This is a genomic window from Pseudonocardia alaniniphila, assembly GCF_022524485.1.
Classification (GTDB): domain Bacteria; phylum Actinomycetota; class Actinomycetes; order Mycobacteriales; family Pseudonocardiaceae; genus Pseudonocardia; species Pseudonocardia alaniniphila.
The window spans coordinates 83550-99554 of sequence record NZ_JAKXMK010000032.1 but is presented as its reverse complement, the minus strand read 5'-3'; the positions used below and the strand labels follow the sequence as shown (position 1 = coordinate 99554).

The following is a 16005-nucleotide window of genomic DNA, read 5'->3' as shown; positions in this document are numbered from 1 at the left end:
ATGTCACGTTCCGCGTTGCGGACGACGAAGACCAGCGAATGTGGTGGTCCTCGCGATCAGGCGATCTGCGGGCGCAGCCGTTTGGGCAGCTTCGCGACGACCGCTGCGTAGGAGTCGTCGACGAGCTCGATCAGCTCGTCGTCGGGGACCGTGCCGTCGATCGCCACGGTGTTCCAGCCGTGCCGCCCGATGTAAGGCATCACCGAGGCGGCGCCGGGGTAGCGGTGGCGCAGCTCGGCGGCCTCGTCGGCATCCCGGCCACATTTGACGCCGAGCCCGCCCGTTCCGAGGAATGCGAAGATCTTGCCGCCCACCTTCGCCACGAGGTCGCCCTCCCACGGCTCGTCGGGGGTGGCTCCTGGCTTGGCCAGGCAGTAGGCGACCAGCTCCTCGTGGTTCACGGCCAGCGCTCGGACGCCGACCGCGACCGCAGTGCGAGCCACAGCAACACGAACAGCAACACCGTGAACCAGACATAGGTGCTGCCGATCACCTGCTGGAGCGGCGTCCACGCCAGCTCCCGGTTGTCGGCCCGGGGAAGGCCCTGCTGATGGGGCGCGATCACGAACACCGCCCCCATCGCGACGGTGACCGCCGTCCACGCCCGCGACCGCGCCCGCCACGCCGTGGCAGCGGCGACCAGCAACGCAGGCGCCACCCACACCCAGTGGTGCGACCAGGAGGTGGGCGACACCAGCAGCGCCACACCAGCCGTGGCGACGAGCGCAAGCGGCGCGGAACCACGCCGTATCGCCGGCACCGCGAGTGCGAGCAGCCCGGCGGACAGCAACAGCCAGCAGATGGTGCGCGCGGAGCCGTCGACGTGCGCCCGCACGAGCACGGCCTCGAACGTCTGGTTCGTGAAGAACGGCGAACCGCTGACCCCGCCCGCCGGATTGTCCAGCCAGAACGTCCACGACTGGCCGGGCGCCACGACGAACCCGATAGCGGTGGCGACCGCACCGGACACGGCCGCGGTGGCAGCGGCGCGGTAGTCACGGCGCAACAGGAAGTACAGGACGAACGCTGCGGGCGTCAGCTTGATGGCGGCAGCGATCCCGACGAGCATGCCGCGCGGCCAGCGCGGCCGCGCCACCAGGCAGTCGATCGCCACCAGCGCCATGAGCAGCAGGTTGATCTGCCCGAACTGGATGGTCTGGGACACCGGCTCGAGGCTCAGCGGCGGCCGCGGCGATGCGTCCGGGGCGTTGAAGTCGATGATCTTGCCCGGCTCCACGGCAAGCGCCAGCGGCAGCGCGATCGACGCCACCGACAAGGCCCCGGCCCGCCCGCCGGCTTCCCACAACCGGCGCGCGACCACGTAGAGGGTGGCGCCGAGCGACAACGTCGAGAGCGCGAGCAGCCCCGTCCAGGCCACCACCCACGGCACGACGGCCAGCGGAATCATCGCCAGCGCGGCGAACGGCGGGTAGATGAACGGGAGCGCGATGTGGGCGGCGGTCTGGGGCAGCGGCCCGTAGAGACCACCGCCGGACAGCCACGCCTGCACCCCGAAGCGGTACACCTGCAGGTCGATGTGCCGGCCGCCGGTGTAGATCACGACCCCGACCAGCACCAGGGCCAGGAGCGGAACGGTGACCAGCAGTACGCGCCGCGGTGTGCGGAGCAGATCGAGGATCCGCTGCTCGGTCGAGGTGCGGGCGGTGGATGCGCCGACAACCGTCACGCTGCTGCCCTCTCCTCAGCCGATAGATCGCCCGCCACGGTAGCTCCCGCCCGACCACCACCACCGAGCCCCCCTCCGGAGAGACCGGACACGGAGACCGGCCCGCACCCCGGCCGGCCGGCGCGGCACACCGCAGAACGTGGGCCGGCGTGCCACCGGCGTGTGCGCTCCGGCGCGGACTCCGCGCGCGGGCGGGGCGTCACCGGATGCCGGCGGCGTCCATCCCGCGCAGTTCCTTCTTGAGGTCGGCGATCTCGTCGCGGAGGCGGGCCGCCAGCTCGAACTGCAGGTCGCGCGCCGCGGCGAGCATCTGGTCGGACAGCTGCTGCACCAGGTCGGCGAGCTCGGCGCGGGGCATCGTGGACGTGTCGCGGCCGGCGACCACCCCCGAGCTCGCGTTGACCCGGCCCGGCTCCCCCGCCGCGCGCTTGCCCCGGGACTGGTTGCGCCCGGATCCACCCACCGGTACCTCGGAGTCCTCGGCCTCCCGGTACACCTGGTCGAGGATGTCGGCGATCTTCTTGCGCAGCGGCTGTGGGTCGAGCCCGCGCTCCTCGTTGTAGGCGATCTGCTTGGCCCGGCGCCGGTCGGTCTCGTCGATGGCGTACTGCATCGAGTCGGTGACCTTGTCGGCGTACATGTGCACCTCGCCCGACACGTTGCGCGCCGCACGGCCGATGGTCTGGATCAGCGAGGTGCCGGAGCGGAGGAAACCCTCCTTGTCGGCGTCGAGAATCGCGACCAGCGACACCTCCGGCAGGTCCAGGCCCTCCCGGAGCAGGTTGATGCCGACGAGCACGTCGAACTCGCCGAGCCGCAACTGGCGCAGCAGCTCGACACGCCGCAGCGTGTCGACCTCCGAATGCAGGTAGCGCACCCGGATGCCCAGCTCGAGCAGGTAGTCGGTGAGGTCCTCAGCCATCTTCTTGGTGAGCGTGGTGACGAGCACGCGCTCATCGCGCTCGGAACGGCTGCGGATCTCGTGGACCAGGTCGTCGATCTGGCCCTTCGTCGGCTTCACGACGACCTTCGGGTCGACCAGGCCGGTGGGCCGGATGACCTGCTCGACGAACTCCCCGCTCGTGCGGCTGAGCTCGTACGGGCCCGGCGTGGCCGACAGGTAGACGGTCTGGCCGATGCGGTCGGCGAACTCCTCCCACGTCAGCGGCCGGTTGTCGACCGCGGACGGCAGCCGGAACCCGTACTCGACGAGGTTGCGCTTGCGCGACATGTCGCCCTCGTACATCCCGCCGATCTGCGGGACCGTCTGGTGCGACTCGTCGATGACCAGGAGGAAGTCGTCGGGGAAGTAGTCGATGAGGGTGGCGGGCGCCGAACCGGGGCCACGGCCGTCGATGTGGCGCGAGTAGTTCTCGATGCCCGAGCAGAACCCGACCTGACGAATCATCTCGATGTCGTACTGCGTGCGCATCCGCAGACGCTGCGCCTCGAGCAGCTTGCCCTGGCGCTCCAGATCGGCGAGCCGCTCCTCCAGCTCCTGCTCGATGTCGTGGACGGCGCGCTCCATGCGGTCGGGGCCTGCGACGTAGTGGGTGGCCGGGAAGATGCGGACGTCGTCGACCTGACGGATGACGTCGCCGGTGAGCGGGTGGAGGTAGTAGAGCGCCTCGATCTCGTCGCCGAAGAACTCGATGCGGATCGCGAGCTCCTCGTAGGCCGGGATGATCTCCACCGTGTCGCCGCGGACCCGGAAGGTGCCGCGGTTGAACGCCAGGTCGTTGCGCGTGTACTGGACGTCGACGAGCGCACGCAGCAGCTGGTCGCGATCGACGCTGCCGCCGACCTCGACCTGCACCGACCGGTCGAGGTAGGACTGCGGGGTGCCGAGACCGTAGATGCAAGACACCGAGGCCACCACGACGACGTCGCGCCGGGAGAGCAGGTTGCTCGTGGCCGAGTGGCGCAACCGCTCGACGTCCTCGTTGATCGAGGAGTCCTTCTCGATGTAGGTGTCGGTCTGCGCGATGTACGCCTCGGGTTGGTAGTAGTCGTAGTACGAGACGAAGTACTCGACCGCGTTGTTGGGCAGCATCTCGCGCAGCTCGTTGGCCAGCTGCGCCGCGAGGGTCTTGTTGGGCGCCATCACCAGCGTGGGCCGCTGCAGCCGCTCGATCAGCCAGGCCGTGGTGGCCGACTTGCCCGTGCCCGTGGCGCCGAGCAACACGACATCCTGCTCGCCCGCCGTGATGCGCTTCTCCAGCTCGTCGATCGCAGCCGGCTGGTCGCCTGCGGGCTCGAACTCGCTGACGACCTCGAACCGTCCGCCGGTGCGAGGGATCTCCCCCACCGGACGGAACTCTGAGTGGGCGACCGGCACGTCCTGCTTCGCTGCGCTGCCGGGAACCTCTGTCGCGAATGCCACGGTTCCAGGGTACGAGCCCCCACCGACACTTCGCGGAACCTGCCCGAGGAGCAGCGGCGAATCGGGCATCGACACCGAGCGCGCAGCGAACATCGGCAGGACCTGACAGGATCGGGGCGGTGCATCCGCCGAAGATCGCCACCTTCGACGTCCCGGCCCGCATCAACATCGACACCAAGGGTGTTGCGCGCGCGGTCGACGAGTACCGGGTCACGCCATACGGGCTCTACATGAGCAGACCCATGATCGACCGGCCCACTGCCCACTGGATGGAGTCGTGGCTCCTTCCGGACCTCGGCCTGTGCGTCACCGACTGGTGGTGGAACCCCGGCCACCACCGCGACCAGGACTTCTATCTCGACGTGTGCGAGATCGTGCGTGACGGCGAGCGGTGGACGCTCACCGACCACTACCTCGACGTGGTGGTACAGCAGCGGCGCAGCGCGCTGGTGGTGGACATCGACGAGTTCGTCACCGCCGTGGCGCTCGGGCTGCTCGAGCCGCATGCAGCCGAGACGGCACTGGACCGCGCCTTCCGCGCGGTGGACGGCCTCGCCTCGCACGGCCACGACCTCGACGCCTGGCTCGCGGAGCGCGGGATCGCGCTCACCTGGAAACGCCGCCACGACAAGAGGCCGTGAAGCCTGCTTCGGGCGTCCGGCACCTCGCCATCACGTGCGACACCAGCGCCCGGACCCCCGGGCGAGCGGGGGTCCGGGCGCCTGCTCCGCTGCCTCGGCCTAGGCGATGCCCGAGGTCGAGGCAGCAGCCGGACTGGTACTGGAGTCCGACGTCGGCGACGTGGATGACGGCGACGTCGTCTTGGGCGGGGTGGACGGACTGGCGTTGTTCGAGGATGACGGCGGGTCATCCGGAGTGCTGGGCTCCGTGGACGGTGGTTCCGTCGGCCGAGTCGTCGTCGTCGGCGGCGTGGGCCGCGTCGTCGGCGGCCGGGTCGTCGTCGTCGGGTCCGGTCGCTCTGTGGTGGGCGGCGGAGGCGTCCACGGCGGCCGGGTCGGCTCCCGCGTCGGAGACGGCTCCGGCGACGTGGTGGGCGGCGGCGGGGGAGGCGGCGGCGGGGGCGGAGGCGGCGGCCCGGCCGGACCCGGCGGAACAACCACGGGCGGCGGCGCACCCGGGACGACGGGCGGCTGCTCGTGCGGGGCGACCTCGTTGGGTCGGCGGAACCTGTCGTCCGAACCGGCCGGGGCAGGGACGCCCGCGTTGTCGTCCGGGTGGGAGACGGGCTGCGGCGAGTCGGGCGAGATGACCGGTTCGGTGCCGACATCGCCCTGGCTGCCGACCGGCGCGGAGCCAGGGGCGACGGTGGCGGCGTCGGCCGAGGACGCCGGTGCCGCGACCTGGAGGATCGCCGTGGTGGCGCCGAGCGCACCGACCGTGAGCACTGCGGCGGCAGCGGCCGTGCTGGCACGGTTGAGCGTGCCGGCCCGGCGGATCACGGAATCCACTGCGGGCAGGGTGACGGCGGCGGCGAGCTGATCGTCGAGCCGCCTGAACTCCCGCGTCACTCGGTCGAACTCCTCGGTCACCGCTGTTCTCCCCTCTGGTCGTCTCTGCCGGTCCGGCGCTCCGAGCCGCCGTACACGGCGTCGTACGCGTCGGACGCGAAATCGCCGGGCCGGTAGTCCCCGTACCCCGCGCCATGACCTTGGGATCCGTGCCCCTCGGATCCGAAGGTGTCGAAAGCGGTGTCGCCACTCGTGCCGGCGCTCACGGTGTCGCCGACCGCACCTCCCAGTACCTCGGGAAGGACGTCTGCCATTCCCTCGGTGACAACCAACCGTGCGCGGGCCAGCCTCGCCTGGACCGACCCCATCGAGACCTGCTCCACTGCGGAGATCTCGGCAAGCGACACCCCGGCCATGTGGGACAGGACGACGGCCCGCCGCTCGGCTGCCGTCAGCCTCCCGAGCGCCTTGAGCATGGCGGCGGTACGTGCGTCGACGCCCTCGCCGACCGAGCGGGGCCTGCCGATGCCGATGCGGGCCAGCATGCGTCGCCAGCTCCGGATCGTGGATCGGACCGCCACCCTCCGGATCCATGCGCTCGGATCCGGCGAGCGGCCGATCACCGCCCAGTTCCGCCAGGCCCGCGAGTACGCGTCCTGGACAGCGTCGTGAGCCTCACCCGGGTCGAGGGTGATCGCGTAGAGCTGGGCGACGAGACGCTGGTAGTTGGCCTCGAGATGCGCCCCGAAGTCGACCCGCAGCTGCGCAGGGGTCGCCACGGGACCGTGGCGCACGACCTGCGTGGAACCTGACCTGGACTGCACGTGCGCGCTGCCGTCGTCGGAGCCCGGAGGATGATCGACCGGTGTGCCCACCGTCACGTCCCCCCGCCCGCCGGAGCCGAGCTGGTCACCCGGATGTGGATTTTCCTGTCCCTCCATCGTGTCACGGTGGCGCACCGTTACGACGGAGCAACCGATCACTCCAACGAGGGAACCCAGCCCGAGGATGCGGCCCATGCGTCAGCTCGTGGAGCGGCCGCGTCGAACCATGGCTCCTTGACCTCGACGTAGCGGCGCGCGTCGGCGTCGCCCCCGTATCGCGCCTCGGCTTCACGCTTGACCGCCAGGTACTCCTCGCGGGCCGCGGCATCGGCCCGCAGCCAGTCGCGGAAGAGCAGCGCATAACGCCAGCCGGGCGAACCGACCTCGCGAACGTGCAGGTGGACGACCTGCCCAGGGTCGGCCGAGCCGTGGTAGCGCTTCGGCCATGCAGGTGAGCCCGGCGGCTTGGCGTTGTCGCGGTCGATGTCGGGGCGCCACGGGAAGCCCACGTCCTGCAACGCATCCCGCACGGCGTCGGCGTCCGCGAGCGACTCCACGCCGAGCTGCAGATCGATCACGTCCTTGGCAGGCAGGCCGGGCACCGCGGTCGATCCGGTGTGCGCGACCCCACGGCCGCGCTCCCCCGCGGCTGCCGCCACCCGCGCGCACAGCCGCGCACCCTCGGCCGCCCACTCCGGGCGGGGCGCGACGAGCCGGGGCGCGCCGGCCTTCACCGTGCGCCGCAACCGCAGGTTCTCCTCGAACGGGACGAGTCGCTCGCTCCAGAGCCGGTCGACGGCGGCCTCGAGGTCGGCCGGATCGCCGCTGTTGTCGAGCCACACGTCCGCGGCTGCCCGGCGCGCGGCGTCGTCGGCCTGGGCGGCGATGCGGGCACGCGCGTCGGACTCCGGCATGCCACGAAGCTCCACGAGCCGCCGGACCCGCTCCTCCGGATCGGCGTGAACCACCACGACCAGCGGGAACAGCGGTGCCATCCGGCCCTCGACGAGCAGCGGGACGTCCTGCACCACCACCGCGTCGGCCGGCGCCGCCGCGATCAGCTCCTCGGATCGCTGCCGGACCCTCGGGTGCACGATCCCATTGAGCCGCTCACGCGCGGCAGGGTCATGGAAGACCACTGACGCGAGTGCCGCCCTGTCCAGGCCCCCGTCCTCGGCCAGCATGTCGTCGCCGAACTCCGCGACGATCTTCGCGAGTCCCTCGGTGCCCGCGGCCACGACCTCGCGGGCGAGGAGATCGGAGTCGACCAGCACCGCTCCGCGCCCCACCAGCCGCCGGGCCGCCGTCGACTTGCCAGAACCGATCCCGCCGGTCAGCCCCACCCGCAGCACGGCGGCCACGCTACCCGGTCAGGACGAAGCACCCTGCGGGCCGGCCGCGTTGCCCGCCGCGGTGGCCGTCGGCGCTGACGCCGGCGGCGGTGCGGTCGCGGACGTGCTCACCGCCGGGAGCACGCGCAGCGCGAGGTCGACCAGCGCGTCCCCACGTGGACGATCATCCGGCAGTTGCTGGTTCGGAAGCACGAGCGTCAGGTTGGTGACCCCGTTGACCACCATGAGAACGGCCTCGTCCGGGCGTTCGACGAGCACGGCGGACGCGCTGCCGATGGGCAGTTCGCGACGATCGCCGTCCTCGGCGTCGGCGTTCACGCGCCACTGCTTGGCGGAGGCGTCCGGATCGGCGTAGGCCGACGAGTTGACGCTGAGCAGGGTGCGACCGCGAGCCGGACCGCCCGCCGTGCCGTTGTACGAGCAGGCCACGCGTTCCGTGCGGCTGACCGACGGCTCCGGAACACCTCTCGTGGTACGCACGTCCACCGAGCCGAGCGGCAGACCGAGCACCGCCTCGAGGTCTCCGACCGTGAGGATCCGGGTGCAGTCGTCGGGAAGGACGCCCTGGTCCGCGCCGGGCACCGCCGTGGCCATCACCTGGGCATCCGAGGGAAACGTCGGCACCTCGGTGCGTTCGGCGGAGGACGTGCTGCACGCGGTCAGCGTGATGACCGCGGCGGCCAGACCGGCGCCGAGACGTCCGTACCGCCGGTCTGCCCCCCGCATGGAACTACGGTAGGGCGAAATCACCCGGACCTCGCGCTGGAACCCCCATTCGGCGGCCAACGCGTCCCAACCGTGACTGATCGGCTGAAGACATGGAACAGCCCCGGTGACGGACGGTCACCGGGGCTGTTCCGTTCGATCTAACGCTGGGCGATCAGGCTCCGCCGGAGAGCTTCTCCCGCAGCGCCGCCAGCTGCTCGTCACTGGCGAGCGACCCACCGGACTCGGCCGGCTCACCGCCACCCTGCGAGGAGTAGTTGGTGCCGCCGCCGTCGGCAGCCGCCTCGGCCTCGGCCTCGGCCGACTTCTTGATCTGCGTGATGTGCTGCTCGTAGCGGGCGTGCGCCTCGGCGTACTCCTTCTCCCAGGCCTCGCGCTGAGCCTCGAAGCCCTCCTGCCACTCGCCGCTCTCGACGTCGAAGCCCTCGGGGTAGATGTAGTTGCCCTGGTCGTCGTACTCGGCGGCCATGCCGTAGCGGGTGGGGTCGAACTCGGTGTCGACCGTCATGCCCTCGTTGGCCTGCTTGAGCGACAGCGAGATGCGCCGCCGGTCGAGGTCGATGTCGATGACCTTGACCATGCAGTCGTCGCCGACCTGCACGACCTGCTCCGGGATCTCCACGTGGCGCTCGGCCAGCTCGGAGATGTGCACCAAGCCCTCGATGCCCTCCTCGACGCGGACGAACGCACCGAAGGGAACGAGCTTGGTGACCTTGCCCGGCACGATCTGGCCGATCGCGTGGGTGCGGGCGTAGAGCCGCCACGGGTCCTCCTGCGTCGCCTTCAGCGACAGGGAGACACGCTCGCGGTCCAGGTCGACGTCGAGAACCTCGACGGTGACCTCCTGGCCCACCTCGACGACCTCGCTCGGGTGGTCGATGTGCTTCCAGGACAGCTCGGAGACGTGCACCAGACCGTCGACCCCGCCCAGGTCGACGAACGCACCGAAGTTGACCACCGAGGAGACGACACCCTTGCGCACCTGGCCACGGGCCAGCTGGTTGAGGAACTCGCTGCGAACCTCGGACTGGGTCTGCTCCAGCCACGCCCGGCGGGACAGCACCACGTTGTTGCGGTTCTTGTCCAGCTCGATGATCTTGGCCTCGATCTTGCGGCCGACGTACGGCTGGAGGTCGCGCACCCGGCGCATCTCGACCAGCGAGGCCGGGAGGAAGCCGCGGAGCCCGATGTCCAGGATCAGGCCGCCCTTGACGACCTCGATGACCGTGCCCTCGACGGGCTCGTCGGCCTCCTTGAGGGCCTCGATCGTGCCCCAAGCGCGCTCGTACTGCGCACGCTTCTTGGACAGGATCAGGCGGCCTTCCTTGTCCTCCTTCTGAAGGACGAGGGCCTCGACGTACTCACCGACCGACACGACCTCCGCGGGGTCGACGTCATGCTTGATCGAGAGCTCCCGAGAGGGGATGACGCCCTCGGTCTTGTAGCCGATATCGAGCAGGACCTCGTCGCGATCGACCTTGACGATGGTGCCCTCGACAATGTCGCCATCGTTGAAGTACTTGATCGTCTGGTCGATAGCGGCGAGAAAGTCCTCCTCCGACCCGATGTCGTTGACGGCGACCTGCGGCGTTGTGGTCGGGGCGGCGGTGGTGTCGGTGGACATGTAGTGGGGTGCTCCGGTTATGGATGGAATGGTGGTGCTGACCAGGTGGAGTGTGTCTCGTGACGTGGTGCTGTCACCCTTGCTCATGGATCGTTTCTGAAGAACGTGCGTGACGTGGCCGGTCGAAGCGCGCGCTGAACCCGCGACGTTGACCACTTCGCTCCTACCATGCTACGCGCGACCCGATCAGCACGGCAATGCGGGTGGGCCCCGCTCAACTGCCACGATGCACCGGTGAGCGCGGAGGAGCGGCTGGGAACGGCCGGAGTGGCGCGGCGTCCCGTCGGCGCGGCGGAATCACAACGGGCAAGCCGGATGTGGTGGGACGCCGACGCCGAAGACTATCTGGCCGAGCACGGACAGGACATCGGTGACGTCGATTTCGTCTGGTGCCCCGAGGGCCTGCGCGAGGCCGACGCCCACCTGCTCGGCGACGTCGAGGGGGCACGGGTGCTGGAGGTCGGGTGCGGATCCGCTCCGTGCTCCCGCTGGCTCGCCCGCGCCGGGGCGAGGCCGGTGGCGCTGGACCTGTCCGGCGCGATGCTGCGCCACGCCGTCCAACTCGGGGCGGCCACCGGCACACCGGTGCCGCTCGTACAGGCAGGCGCCGAGCGGCTGCCCTTCGCCGACGGGTCCTTCGACGTGGCCTGCTCCGCGTTCGGCGCGGTGCCGTTCGTGGCGGAGCCGGAGCGGGTGATGCGCGAGGTCGCCCGGGTGCTGCGGCCGGGCGGACGCTGGGTGTTCGCCGTGAACCACCCCATGCGCTGGATGTTCTCCGACGACCCGGGGCCCGACGGCCTCACCGTGCAGCAGTCGTACTTCGACCGCACCCCCTACCTCGAGGTGGACGGCGCGGGCCGGGCCACCTACGTCGAGCACCACCGGACGCTCGGCGACCGCGTCCGCGACGTCGTGGCCGCCGGGCTCCTCCTCGACGACATCGTCGAGCCGGAGTGGCCGGAGGGCCGGGAGACGGTGTGGGGCCAATGGTCCCCCCTGCGGGGCGCCCTGTTCCCCGGAACCGCGGTCTTCGTGTGCCACAAACCCTGACCCCCGCCGGCAGGCCCGCACGGACGAGAACGCCCCCTCGTTCGGACCTGTCGGACGAGTGTCACGGGGAGCTGCTCGACGCCGGCGCCGTGTGGGTCGACCGGGCGTGAGCCAGGCCTCCCCGGCTCGTCGGCGACCTGTCCTAAGGTGCCGATCGTGCCGATAGCTCCCGAGGAACTCCCGCCGCTCTCCACCGTCGAGCAGCTCGCCGAGCGCATGGGGATCGAGCTGGTGAAGGTGGGCCTCGACGAGGTCGTCGGCACCCTCCCGGTCGCAGGCAACCGCCAGCCGTTCGGCCTGCTGCACGGCGGCGCGAGCGCGGTGCTCGCGGAGTCGCTCGGCTCCACACTCTCGGCGCTGCACGTGCTGCCCGACCGGTTTCCCGTCGGGCTCGAGCTGGCCTGCACCCATCACGCCGCAGCCAAGGACGGCCTCGTCACCGGTGTCGCGCGCCCGATTCACGTCGGTCGCAGCACCTCGACCAGCGAGATCGTCATCACGGACGAGAGCGGCAGGCGCATCTGCACCGCGAAGCTCACCTGCCTGCACCGCGACAGCAGGCCCTGAGCGAGGGCCTGCTGTCGCAATGGGTCAGCTGGCGACGCCTTCGCCGAGGTAGGCCTCCTGCACCCGGGAGTCGGCGAGGAGTTCGGCGCCGGTGCCCGACAGTGTGGTGCGGCCCAGGTCGATCACGTACGCCTGGTCGGACAACGCCAGCGCGGCGAGGGCGTTCTGCTCGACCAGCAGCACCGTGGTGCCCTCGGCCTGCAGGTCCCGCACCGTCGCGAAGATCTTCTGCGTCATGATCGGCGAGAGCCCCATCGAGGGCTCGTCCAACATCAAGAGCTTCGGCCGCGACATCAGTGCCCGTCCGATCGCCAGCATCTGCTGCTCTCCACCCGAGAACAGCCCCGCCTTGTTCGCCCGTCGCTCCCCGAGAACCGGGAACAGCGTGTAGATGCGGTCCAGGTCCTCCGCGATGCCGGCCTCGTCGCGGCGGGTGTAGGCGCCGAGGAGCAGGTTCTCCTCCACCGTCATCCGCGCGAACAACCGCCGCCCCTCCGGGCTGTGGGCCACACCCCGGGCCAGGATCTCGTGCGCAGGCAACCGATGGATCGGCTCGCCGTCGAGCAGGATCTCCCCCGACTCAGGGCGCAACAATCCGGAGATCGTCCGCAGGGTGGTGGTCTTGCCTGCTCCGTTGCTGCCGATCAGCGAGACGATCTGGCCGCGCTCCAGGGAGAAGGACACCCCCCGCACCGCCTGGATCGCCCCGTAGGCCACGGTGAGATCACGAACCTCGAGAAAACTCACTGCTGCTCCCCACGGTGGAGTTGGGCCTCGACCTCGTCCGGCGGCGCCCCTAGGTACGCCTCCACCACCCGCGGGTCGCCGCGGACCTCGTCCGGGGAGCCCTCGACCAGCAGCTCGCCCTGAACGAGCACCAGCACCCGGTCGCACAGGGTGAAGATGAACTTGGTGTCGTGTTCGATCACCACCACTGATACACCCAGATCCCGGATCGCGAAGATCAACTGCCGGGTGGCCTCTGTCTCCTGCGCGTTCATTCCGGCGGTCGGCTCGTCGAGCAGCAGCACCGACGGGTCCGTGGCCAGCGCACGGGCGATCTCCAGGCGGCGCTGGTCGCCGTAGGGAAGGTTGCGGGCCAGCTCGTCGGAGAACCGCGTGAGCCCGACGAACTCCAGCAGCTTCTCCGTGCGCGCCGCCGCCTCGGCCTCGCTGCGGCGGAACCCCGGGCCGTGCAGCAGCGACGACAACGGGTTCTGCCGCATCCGCACGTGCCGCCCGACCAGCACGTTCTCCTGCGCGGTCATGCTCGGGAACAGCCGGATGTTCTGGAACGTGCGGGCGACGCCCTGCTCGGTGACCTTGGCAGGATCCTGCGGGAGCGTCCTGCCCCGCATCGACACCGAGCCCGACGTGGGCGCGTAGAGGCCGGTGAGGCAGTTGAACAGGGTGGTCTTGCCTGCGCCGTTCGGGCCGATCAGCCCGATGATCTCGCCCTCGGCGAGACCGAACGACACGTCGTTCAGCGCCCGGAGGCCGCCGAACTGCATCGTCACCCCGTCGGCCTGCAGGATGACCGGCTCCGACTTGGCATGCCGCGGTGTGGACCTCGTCATCGACTCGGTCATGACGAACCCGCCTTCGTGTTCCCGCCGTCCGCGGTGGATATCGGCGCCGTCACAGGTTCGCTCTCCGGCGCCAACTCGGCCCGGCGGTGCCGGTCGGGCACCAGCCCCTGAGGCCGGAAACGCATGATGAGAATCAGGGCGATGCCGAACAGCAGCAGCCGGTAGTCGGAGAACTCGCGCAGCTTCTCCGGCAGGACGAACAGAATCGACGCGCCGAGCACCGCGCCGGGGATCGTGCCCATGCCACCGAGGATGACAGCGGCCAGCAGCGTGACCGACTCCAGGAACCGGAAGCTCTCGTAGGACACCGTGGCGGTCTTGTGCGCGAAGAACGCACCCGCGAACCCGGCGAGCGTCGCGCCGATGAGGAACGCGAGGATCTTGATCGGCCCGGTGCGGATGCCCATCGCCCGGGCAGCGTCCTCGTCCTCCCGGATCGCGATCCAGGCGCGGCCCAACCGTGAGTTCTTCAGGTTCGCGAACACCAGCATGACCGCGGCCACGATCAACACGATCAGCACGTAGTACAAGACGCCGGGTGCCAACTGCAACCCGCCGATCTGCACTGCGTCGTTGAAGTCGGTGCCGAACAACGACACCGGCGGGATCCCCGGGATCGCGTTCGACCCACCGGTCAAGCCACCGATGTTGTTCTGCGCGCTGCGTACGAAGATCTCGCCGAACGCCAGCGTCACGATCGCCAGGTAGTCCCCGCGCACCCGCAGCGTCGGCGAGCCGACGATCGCGCCGAAGATCCCTGCGACCACCGCCGAGATCACCATCACCAGCGGGAACGGCAGCTCGATCCCGATCTGCGACGCAGCAGCGCCCGAGAAGTTCGCGGCGACGAACGCCCCGATACCCAGGAACGCCACGTACCCCAGGTCCAGCAGGCCGGCGAGGCCGACCACGATGTTGAGCCCGATGGCGGTGGCCGCGTAGACGCCGATGTTCGCCGCCACGGTCATCCAGTACTCGCTGCCGGCCCCGGTCAGGGGAAGCAGCAGTGCGGCGGCGAGCAGCACGATCACGCTGAACACGCGGTGCCGCTCGGACACCGCCCCGATCCAGGTGAGCAGCCCGGAGGCGTGCAGCGCCCCGAGCAGCCCGCCCACTGCACCGAGGAACGACAGGAACACCGCCCCGGCGTAGACGTTGGCGGCGCTGCCCTGGCCACCACTGGTGAGCACCGCCGACACGAGCAGGAGCAGCAGCGCGTAGGTGACCAGGAGGATCAGCCACTCGAGATAGCGGTTGAACCGCCACTTCCACACCGGTACGGGCGTCAGCCCGCCCGCAGTGGCGCCGAGGACGAGCAGCACACCGCCGATCAGCGCCACGACCGCGCCGAACGCCACCCCGTCGGCGGCGGTGATCGCGCCGAGGCCGCCGCCCTCCACCGCGATGTAGAGGCCGTTGACCACGGCGACCGCGACCACACCCCAGCCGACGGCGCGCAGGATGCGCTCCCGCCCGGGCACCGCGACCAGTGCGATCACGATCGCGGCGATCCCGAACAGGACCAGGTGCAGCCGGAAGCCGGTGACGGCGAACGGGGCGGAGAAGAACTCCAGGGTCGACTTCTCCGGATACGGACCCTCGTTCAGTACGAACGTGGCCCACGGCAGCAGCGCGCCGACAAGGGTGAGCAGCCCACCGGCGATCCGCAGCGCGGTGGTGTAGCGCGCGAGCGGGGCGAGCCGGGAGTTCGGTGAAGGTGGAGGCATGGCGGGGGCAGGCGGAGGCTTCTCGAGAGTGGTCATGCCCGCACCCGTTCCGTCTCCCCGAAGAAGCCCTGCGGCCGGAACACCAACACCGCGATCAGCACCACGAAGATCCACACGTAGTCGTACGCGGATCCGCCGGGCAGGTACTGGCCACCGAGCGACTTGATCAGCCCGATCGCCAGACCGCCGACGACCGCGCCGCGGACGCTGCCGATCCCGCCCAGCACCGCCGCGGTGAACGCGAAGATGCCGTTCTGGAAGCCCATGTCGATGTTGATGTTGTTGAGGTAACCGCCGTAGAGCACGCCGCCGATACCGGCCAGCGCAGCGCCGAGGACGAACGTCAGAACGATGACGCGGTCGGGGTCGATGCCCATGAGCCGGGCGATGTCACGGTCCTGGGAGGTGGCACGCATCGCGCGCCCCATCCGTGACCGGTCGATGAACAGCTGGAGCCCGATCGCCAGTGTCAGCGACACCACGATCAGCAGGAGTCCCGAGTACTTGATCGGGACGCCGTCACCGATCGGGATCATCCATGTACCCGGAACGAAGATGTTGGGGAACGGGATCGCCGCCGTGGCGCCCGGGTAGAAGACGCGAACCGCCTCCTGCAACGCCACCGAGACACCGAGTGCGGTGATCAGCGGAGCCAACCGGGGCGCGTTGCGCAGCGGCCGGTAGGCGAACCGTTCCATCGCAATCGCCACGCAGACCGCGACAGCGGCACCTGCGATCAACAACAGCGGCAACGCCAGGTACCACTGCTGCTGTACGAACGTGGGGAGCAGATAGGTGAACATGGCCAGGCCACCATAGGCGCCGACCATGAAGATCTCACCGTGCGCAAAATTGATCAACTGAATGATCCCGTAGACCATCGTGTAACCCAGTGCGATCAGCCCGATCAGGGAGCCGAGCACCAGGCCGTTGACGATCTGGGACAACAGCGTGGACAGCAAACGGGTGGTCCCTCCACGTGAGCCGGGGGCGGAGTGTCGCCCCGC

15 protein-coding genes are annotated in these 16005 nt (G+C 70.1%); 4 read left to right on the top strand and 11 right to left on the bottom strand.

The genetic code is table 11. The features are described 5' to 3' along the window. Positions 1-56: 56 nt before the first annotated feature. The 3 genes from MMF94_RS32445 to uvrB all read right to left on the bottom strand — a co-directional run bounded on the left by MMF94_RS32445 (position 57) and on the right by uvrB (position 4070). Positions 57-443, bottom strand: a complete 387-nt coding sequence (locus tag MMF94_RS32445) for an MmcQ/YjbR family DNA-binding protein (protein ID WP_241041240.1) — start codon at positions 441-443, stop codon at positions 57-59. Further along, a complete protein-coding gene (locus tag MMF94_RS32440) occupies positions 398-1687 on the bottom strand; it encodes a glycosyltransferase family 87 protein (protein ID WP_241041239.1) in 1290 nt (429 codons plus the stop codon). The genes MMF94_RS32445 and MMF94_RS32440 overlap by 46 nt, the downstream gene beginning before the upstream one ends. A 199-nt stretch (positions 1688-1886) precedes the next feature. Further along, positions 1887-4070, bottom strand: a complete 2184-nt coding sequence (gene uvrB, locus MMF94_RS32435) for an excinuclease ABC subunit UvrB (RefSeq protein WP_277398868.1) — start codon at positions 4068-4070, stop codon at positions 1887-1889. A gap of 110 nt (positions 4071-4180) precedes the next feature. On the opposite strand from uvrB, the gene MMF94_RS32430 reads away from it, so the two are divergent. Next, positions 4181-4711 (top strand): ribonuclease FAU-1 family protein, encoded by a 531-nt coding sequence (locus tag MMF94_RS32430; protein WP_241041293.1) that lies wholly within the window; start codon positions 4181-4183, stop codon positions 4709-4711. Positions 4712-4817: 106 nt separating this feature from the next. After that, positions 4818-5570, top strand: a complete 753-nt coding sequence (locus MMF94_RS32425; protein WP_241041238.1) for a hypothetical protein — start codon at positions 4818-4820, stop codon at positions 5568-5570. Between the two features lie 46 nt (positions 5571-5616). Here the strand turns inward: MMF94_RS32425 and MMF94_RS32420 are convergent, their stop codons facing one another. From MMF94_RS32420 to rpsA, 4 genes are all read right to left on the bottom strand, one after another. After that, positions 5617-6480, bottom strand: coding sequence for an RNA polymerase sigma factor (locus tag MMF94_RS32420; protein ID WP_241041237.1), 864 nt, complete (start codon positions 6478-6480; stop codon positions 5617-5619). A gap of 38 nt (positions 6481-6518) precedes the next feature. Continuing rightward, positions 6519-7715: a dephospho-CoA kinase gene (gene coaE, locus MMF94_RS32415; RefSeq protein WP_241041236.1), complete on the bottom strand. Its 1197-nt coding sequence runs from the start codon at positions 7713-7715 to the stop codon at positions 6519-6521. An 18-nt stretch (positions 7716-7733) separates the two neighbouring features. Next, positions 7734-8441: a hypothetical protein gene (locus tag MMF94_RS32410; protein WP_241041235.1), complete on the bottom strand. Its 708-nt coding sequence runs from the start codon at positions 8439-8441 to the stop codon at positions 7734-7736. 154 nt (positions 8442-8595) lie between these two features. Continuing rightward, entirely contained in the window at positions 8596-10065 is a 1470-nt protein-coding gene (rpsA, locus tag MMF94_RS32405) for a 30S ribosomal protein S1 (RefSeq protein ID WP_241041234.1), read from the bottom strand. Positions 10066-10233: 168 nt separating this feature from the next. Between rpsA and MMF94_RS32400 the strand changes: the two genes are divergently transcribed. Then, the gene (locus tag MMF94_RS32400) at positions 10234-11115 is read left to right on the top strand and encodes a class I SAM-dependent methyltransferase (RefSeq protein WP_379660312.1); all 882 of its coding nucleotides are present in this window, start codon (positions 10234-10236) and stop codon (positions 11113-11115) included. A gap of 216 nt (positions 11116-11331) precedes the next feature. After that, on the top strand, positions 11332-11682 hold the full coding sequence (locus tag MMF94_RS32395) for a PaaI family thioesterase (RefSeq protein ID WP_241041292.1): 351 nt from the start codon (positions 11332-11334) through the stop codon (positions 11680-11682). Between the two features lie 24 nt (positions 11683-11706). Here the strand turns inward: MMF94_RS32395 and MMF94_RS32390 are convergent, their stop codons facing one another. From MMF94_RS32390 to MMF94_RS32375, 4 genes are read right to left on the bottom strand one after another with little or no spacing between them, the layout of a single operon-like run. Then, a complete protein-coding gene (locus MMF94_RS32390) occupies positions 11707-12429 on the bottom strand; it encodes an ABC transporter ATP-binding protein (protein ID WP_241041232.1) in 723 nt (240 codons plus the stop codon). Then, positions 12426-13271 (bottom strand): ABC transporter ATP-binding protein, encoded by an 846-nt coding sequence (locus tag MMF94_RS32385; protein WP_241041231.1) that lies wholly within the window; start codon positions 13269-13271, stop codon positions 12426-12428. Before MMF94_RS32385 ends, MMF94_RS32390 begins: the two co-directional genes overlap by 4 nt. After that, positions 13268-15034, bottom strand: a complete 1767-nt coding sequence (locus MMF94_RS32380; protein WP_241041230.1) for a branched-chain amino acid ABC transporter permease — start codon at positions 15032-15034, stop codon at positions 13268-13270. The genes MMF94_RS32385 and MMF94_RS32380 overlap by 4 nt, the downstream gene beginning before the upstream one ends. Next, positions 15031-15960 carry a branched-chain amino acid ABC transporter permease gene (locus tag MMF94_RS32375; RefSeq protein ID WP_241041229.1) on the bottom strand — a complete coding sequence of 310 codons (930 nt, stop codon included), beginning with the start codon at positions 15958-15960 and terminating at the stop codon, positions 15031-15033. Before MMF94_RS32375 ends, MMF94_RS32380 begins: the two co-directional genes overlap by 4 nt. Between the last annotated feature and the right edge of the window lie 45 nt (positions 15961-16005).